Origin of the sequence: Rhodopirellula sp. JB055, assembly GCF_043100905.1 — a bacterium.
GTDB lineage: Bacteria > Planctomycetota > Planctomycetia > Pirellulales > Pirellulaceae > Rhodopirellula.
This window is the reverse complement of the sequence record NZ_JBICHO010000139.1, coordinates 1-6081: the sequence shown is the minus strand read 5'-3', so window position 1 is coordinate 6081 and position 6081 is coordinate 1. Positions and strand designations below refer to the sequence as shown.

The 6081-nt window shown below is 57.4% G+C and carries 10 protein-coding genes; all 10 read left to right on the top strand.

What is annotated here, in order from left to right:
• The first annotated feature begins 106 nt into the window (after positions 1 to 106).
• Positions 107 to 457 carry a DUF2190 family protein gene (locus ACF8AM_RS05785; protein ID WP_168565099.1) on the top strand — a complete coding sequence of 117 codons (351 nt, stop codon included), beginning with the start codon at positions 107 to 109 and terminating at the stop codon, positions 455 to 457.
• Positions 458 to 480: 23 nt separating this feature from the next.
• Positions 481 to 1092, top strand: coding sequence for a hypothetical protein (locus ACF8AM_RS05780; RefSeq protein WP_146536989.1), 612 nt, complete (start codon positions 481 to 483; stop codon positions 1090 to 1092).
• The gene (locus tag ACF8AM_RS05775) at positions 1082 to 2092 is read left to right on the top strand and encodes a hypothetical protein (protein ID WP_145295053.1); all 1011 of its coding nucleotides are present in this window, start codon (positions 1082 to 1084) and stop codon (positions 2090 to 2092) included. Before ACF8AM_RS05780 ends, ACF8AM_RS05775 begins: the two co-directional genes overlap by 11 nt.
• A 5-nt stretch (positions 2093 to 2097) precedes the next feature.
• A complete protein-coding gene (locus tag ACF8AM_RS05770; protein WP_145295056.1) occupies positions 2098 to 2376 on the top strand; it encodes a hypothetical protein in 279 nt (92 codons plus the stop codon).
• Positions 2373 to 2753 carry a hypothetical protein gene (locus ACF8AM_RS05765; RefSeq protein ID WP_145295058.1) on the top strand — a complete coding sequence of 127 codons (381 nt, stop codon included), beginning with the start codon at positions 2373 to 2375 and terminating at the stop codon, positions 2751 to 2753. The genes ACF8AM_RS05770 and ACF8AM_RS05765 overlap by 4 nt, the downstream gene beginning before the upstream one ends.
• A complete protein-coding gene (locus ACF8AM_RS05760; RefSeq protein ID WP_145295060.1) occupies positions 2750 to 3193 on the top strand; it encodes a hypothetical protein in 444 nt (147 codons plus the stop codon). The genes ACF8AM_RS05765 and ACF8AM_RS05760 overlap by 4 nt, the downstream gene beginning before the upstream one ends.
• Positions 3190 to 3747, top strand: coding sequence for a hypothetical protein (locus ACF8AM_RS05755; protein WP_145295063.1), 558 nt, complete (start codon positions 3190 to 3192; stop codon positions 3745 to 3747). Before ACF8AM_RS05760 ends, ACF8AM_RS05755 begins: the two co-directional genes overlap by 4 nt.
• Before the next feature lie 27 nt (positions 3748 to 3774).
• Positions 3775 to 4188 (top strand): hypothetical protein, encoded by a 414-nt coding sequence (locus ACF8AM_RS05750; protein ID WP_146439901.1) that lies wholly within the window; start codon positions 3775 to 3777, stop codon positions 4186 to 4188.
• 22 nt (positions 4189 to 4210) lie between these two features.
• Positions 4211 to 4711: a hypothetical protein gene (locus ACF8AM_RS05745; RefSeq protein ID WP_145295068.1), complete on the top strand. Its 501-nt coding sequence runs from the start codon at positions 4211 to 4213 to the stop codon at positions 4709 to 4711.
• Between the two features lie 238 nt (positions 4712 to 4949).
• Positions 4950 to 6081: phage tail tape measure protein (locus ACF8AM_RS05740; protein WP_392554712.1), on the top strand; the 1132-nt coding region annotated here is incomplete at its 3' end.

The following is a 6081-nucleotide window of genomic DNA, read 5'->3' as shown; positions in this document are numbered from 1 at the left end:
CGTCACTGAAGTGCCCGATGGATCGGTGTTACTCGGCAAGGTCGTTGCTGACGCCGCGCCGACCGACAACTTCGTTCGCGTTCGCCTGAGCCAGTGATGACCACCTGTGAGCAACCCCATCATCGCACCCGTCGGGGCGATCTACGTCCACGACGGCGTGACGGTCCCGATCGTCACCGACGTTGAGATTCCGGCCGGCAATGTCGTTGTCCTTGGCAAGCTGGTCGGCGTCGCCAAGTTCGGCATCTGTGCCAACTCTCGCGGCAGCATCACCGTTGCTGGCGTATTCGATGTGGTCAAAGACCCGACAACCAACATTCCCGCCGGCACCATTCTTTACTGGTCCAAGATCAGTCACCACGTCATCAAAAACGCTTACGCACACTCGATGATCGGCATCGCGGTTGAAGACGCGCCACCGAGTTCACTGACCGTCAAAGTGAAACTGCTTCAGTAACCACCCCAACACGAGGTCCTCGCATGGAAGCGAAACTGCGCACGCTTGTCGTCGCATGCTTGCTGCTGATTTGCACGGGCTGTTTGCCGGAGGGCGATGTTCAAGTCCGCTCGCTGCCGGCACCTCCGCCCGAACAACCGATCGCCAATCTTCCCACTCAGTTGCATCAACGAAATTGGACGGGGCGTCTCAACCAAGGTAGCTGTGTTCACGCATCGCTGGTGAATCACCTTCGTTGGCTCAACGAGTTTGAACTCGGCGAGCGTTGGCGAGCAACCTACAGCGACGGTGAATGGGATTCACGATTGCGAAACCGACTTGATGCTGCGGACATCGACTACAGCTACACCGTCAAAGCGGATCCTCGTTTCCTTGACTGGGCAACGGCGACGCGGCGCGGTGCGATTCTGTGGTGGAAGCCGGCTCACTGCTGCACCTTCGTCGGCTGGGTCAATCGCGACGGCCGGCAATACGCAGCCATTCTCGACAACAACTATCCCGGCCGATTTGAACTCACACCGCGTGAACAGTTCGTGCGTCTTTGGGCCGGCTACGGCGGGTTCGCCCTGACGGTGATGGAAGACCCCGCCAGTTCCTTGCCCTACCGAAGCTACGAGGTCATTGATGAAAGATGAAATCCGAATCCGGCTGAGCGTCGGCCTGATTGTAGTCGCAGTGCTGCATGCGGTGATGCTCGGAGCGGTGTTCACGGCGTTGCACCGAACACCGGCGGCTAACACGAGCGATTCCTGGCGTTTGCCGCCGGCGCGGCCCACAAGCGAGGTTGGATCGCGAATCCAACAGTTGCCGCAACCTTCGCGTGTCAACTTGGAAGCACAGGGCGAGCTGAAACAGCAGTCTGGTTACTGCCCGCCCTGTCCGCCGAACACGATTCCCGCTGCGGAGCCGCATCGAATTGTGCAGCCCTATCGTGTGGTGCCAACAGCTCCAACGGTTCCAGCTCCGATCATCGTCACCCCCGCGTCGAGCAGCACGCGACCCGTGACGCCGCCCGAACAAGCGAAGAATCGCTATCAAATCGCCTTGTTCGTTGCCAGTGACGCCAAAAGCCAGCGTCTGCTTGACTGGTTCAACACGGACCCAAACCTGGTGAAGTTGAAATCGAAGTGTGCATTTCAGGTCTACACTGAATCCAATGCACTGTATCGAACGCGATATGCGGACATTGTCCCGGCAAATCAATTCCCTGTGGTGCTATTCCAGGACTCGACAGGCGGACATGTTCATGCGGCCGGTCACACCATGTTGCCGTCAACTGCTCGTGAACTCTTCGACGATCTGCGTCACGGATACGAACTCTATCAACAAACGCGGCAGGCCCAACGAACCGGCGCGCTAAAGACGCGAGGCTATTCCTGGGACGCTGCGATCTCACCAACGATGCAGCTTTCGTCCGAAGACTGCCCCGATGGTTACTGCCCTATCGAACCCGTCGACAACACTTGGCGGCCGTTCGATCGGGATCGTGACGGCGACCGCGATCGACTCTTCGACCGAGACTCTAGTGGTCGCAACGCATTGATTTGGGCGGGAGCCGGTGAATTGGCCACCCTCGCGTTGATCTTTGTGGCGGTTCTGTTGCTCGGATTCATTCTCATCAAACGAGGCCTGTAAAACTCATGATTCTTGGAATTGCAACCGTCGTCGTCCTGGTCTTGGTCGCGTTTGCGATTTTGCCGGCGAAAAAGCGAGATCGCGACGCATCGACCCCGAACTTCGTTCAGTCCTTCACACGGCCAGCGAACTTTCGGCAACAGCAGCTTAGCGAAGAAGCAGAGGCGATCGCTGACGAATATCAACGTCGAGCTGATGAAGCCTGGCGTGAAGAGCTTGGCGCAAAGGCAACCGTCTTGTTTCAGACCAAAACGACAGCAGCATCGAAGCCCCGTAAATCGTGAGTGACATGCTGCATCGAGGCCAGTCTTGGTTAGCTGCAAAGCTGACCAAACATGCCTCGCGAGACGTGGTGTACCAGCGTGACGAAGTTTCCGTCGAACTGTCCGCCACGATTGGCAAATCAGAATACGAACAGGACGACGGCGAAGGCGTCATCACGCGTGCTCAAGTTCGAGACTTTCTGATTAACACGAAGGACTTGCTGCAATCCGACATCGGCACCTGGCCTCGCCGCGGCGATCGCATCCTCGAAACCGACGGTGACACGACATTCGTTTACGAGCTGATGTCAATTGGCAACGAGCCACCTTGGCGATACAGCGATCCATTCCGCGTCAAACTCCGCATCCACACCAAACTGGTTGACACGATCACATGACAGCAACGCCTGCAACCGTCATTCAAATTGCCGAAAGCGTCGTCGCGGAAATCAACACCGGCGACTTTAGCAAGACCAACCTCTCCGCTCAGCGACTCTACGTTCCCAACTTCGATCTCGAGGACATGAAGGAACTGCGAGTCACGGTTGTGCCTCGCGAGGTGGAATACCTCCCGCTCGATCGAGGATCGAACAAATACCATGCCACGATCGACGTCGCCGTCCAAAAGAAGTTCAGCAAGGGCGATGCCAAGGAAATTGACCCATTGGTGTTCTTTGTCGAAGAACTGGCCGACTACTTCAGGCTCAAACGACTCAATTCGTTCGTGGCAGCCCGCTGCGTTAAGGTCGAGAACTCAGTCCTGTACTCCTCCGAGCACTGGACCCAGTTCAATCAATTCACGAGCCTACTGACGTTGACGTTTGAGCTGGCGAAATGATGCACATCAGGGCTCGCGTGCGATTCACACCGGCCCAACTGAAAAAGAAGGTCAACCAAGCGACCTTCAAAAGCATGAATCATGCGGCCGGCACCATCCGGATGACCGCCAAACGATCGATCCGCAAACGCAAGAAACCATCCAACCCAGGATCGCCGCCCAGTTCACCGACTGGAATGCTACGTCGTGTGCTTCGCTACGAAGTCAATCGGGATCGCGGCGAGGCAGTCATTGGCCCAGTCAACGAGATTGCCGGCCGGCTGTGGAACCTGCATGAGTTCGGTGGCGTTGTCACGAAGCGACGCAAACTGAAACGCCATCGGTTTCGCGTTGGCGAATTCGGGCCGATCCGTGCAAAACAGCCCGGCAAGTTTGCCCGCATCAAACTGCTAACGATCGCCCAAGCCAGCCGAGCCACACGACTAATAGAAGAAGAGAACGAACGCCGCGGAGCCAGTAAACCACGCCGCTATCCCGCACGCCCGTTCATGAAACCTGCCCTCATTGCCAATCAAGCACGCCTGCCAAAGTTCTGGCGTGACTCGGTCAAATAGTCTCTCGACCACGGATGGAATCGAAACATGTCAGCAGAAGTGAAACTCGGTCTCGATGCCGTCCTGACGATCGACGGTGCCGAGATCAAGAACGTCAAGGACTTGACGGTCAATCTCGAGAAGGCCGAAGCCGACGCATCGACTCGTGACAACAACGGCTGGCGAGCCACAGTCGGCACTCTAAAAGACGCGTCGATCGAATTCACGGTGCTCAACAAGAACGGCGACACCGCGTTTGGGATGCTGCAAGGACTGTGGAGTAGCGGAACGCCGACTGACGTTGGCATTTCGGATGCTGGTGGTTCGCTGACACTGACCTGTGAAGTCATGAACTTCAATGTCAATCAAAACCTCGAAGAAGTGGTGTCGGCCGACGTCACCTTGAAGCCAACCCAATCTTCGTCTGGCAGCGGCATGAACGTTGGTGGCGGAACGCCCTAAGTAATCCTCGGAACGGAACTCCATGCAGAAATTCATTGATCGTCGTGGTCGTGTCTGGATCGTTGACATCGACAATACGACGCTTCGCCGCGTGAAGGCACTCACCGACGTGCGATTGCTGGACGCGATCGACGGCGACCTTGTCACGCGACTTTCCAGCGATCCGTTGTTGCTCGGTGATGTGTTGTTCGCGATCTGCAAACCGCAAGCCGATCAACAAGACGTTGACGACGAAGCGTTCGCCGAGGGACTGGCGGGCGACTCGATCGACGAAGCCTGCAAGGCATTGGTGGATGCGTTGGTCGCGTATTTCCCGGAGTCCCGCCGCCGCCTTCTGCGGAAGGCGGCCGACAAGCAGAAGATGATCGAGACGCGGGGATTGGAAGCGATCGAGAAGCGACTGGACGATCCCAATCTGGTGGACCGGATTGTGGAGGACCTGGAACGCAAGCTCGCGGTGCAGACATCGAGCGACTCATCATCCGACTCGCCGGCATCATCGGAGTCGACCCCGGACCACTGACGCTTCGGCAACTCGTCCAAATGGCCGAAGCGAAACGCCAGCACGATTGGCACATCGCATCGAGCGTCATGGCACTGACGGCCGAGATCAATCGCGATCGCAAACGTCGTCGAAAACCGTTTAAGCCCGATGACTTCAATCCCTACACGGTCACTCGACCGGTTCCAGTGAAAGCCACTGTTGAACAAGTCGCCCATCTACTCGGCGCAGTCTTCCAGCCCCGTGAGAACGAGTCTCCATGTCCCAAGTCCGAGCCGGATCCGCCTACGTCGAATTGCTGACCAAGGATTCAGCATTCGTCAAAGGTCTTCGATCCGCTCAAAAGCGATTGGAATCATTCGGTGCGTCAACGCGGTTGCTCGGCACCAAACTGATGGGACTCGGCGCGGCTGCCGCAACACCATTGGCCGGTAGCGTCGAAATCTTCTCCAACTTCGACGATGCCATGCGAGGCGTCGCCGCGATCACACACGCGACTGGATCGCAGCTTGAATCGCTTCGCAATACGGCAAAGAAGCTCGGAGCAACCACCAGTTACTCTGCCAGCGAAGTCGCCTCGCTAATGACCGAACTCGGTCGCGCCGGATTCAAGCCGGAGCAGATCGAGAAGATGACGGCGGCCGTGATGAACATGGCCCGTGCGACGGGAACTGATGCGACGCAGGCGTCCGGCATCATGGCAGCGACGATTCGTCAGTTCGGAATGGAAGCCGGCGAAGCAACGCGGGTTGCGGATGGCCTGACCGCCGCGGCGAACAAGTCGTTCAACACGGTGGAATCTCTTGGCGAGGCTTTGTCCTATGCCGGCCCCGTCGCTGCCGATGCGAACATGAGTCTCGAAGAGACACTCGCGATCCTCGGTACGCTCGGCAATATGGGTATCCAGGGTTCATCGGCCGGTAATGCGATGCGTCGTTTGCTGACGATCAGTGCCGCCGAATCGGAGAAATTCAAAACCACATTTGGCGTCACGACCAAGGATGCGAAAGGCAATGCCCGATCACTCGTCGACATTCTCGGCGAAGTCGCTGCTGCAACCGAGAAGATGGGAACGGCCGAAAAGGCTGAGAAACTGAACGAGGTGTTCGGGCTGCTGGGCATCACCGCTGCCAGTTCGATTGGAAAGAGCGTGGCCGATACCCGCGAGTTGTATTCCGAGCTGCAAAAGGCTGGCGGGATCGCAGGCAAGACTGCTGAGGAAATGGAAGGCGGACTCGGCGGAGCGTTCCGAATCCTGAAGTCTTCCATCGAGGGCGTGGCGATTGCGATCGGTGAATCACTCGAAGGCAGCGTCACCACGATGGTGCAAGCCTTCAGCCGCGCCGCGTCAGGTGTGATCGAGTGGATCAACAAGAATCAGAAGATCGTCA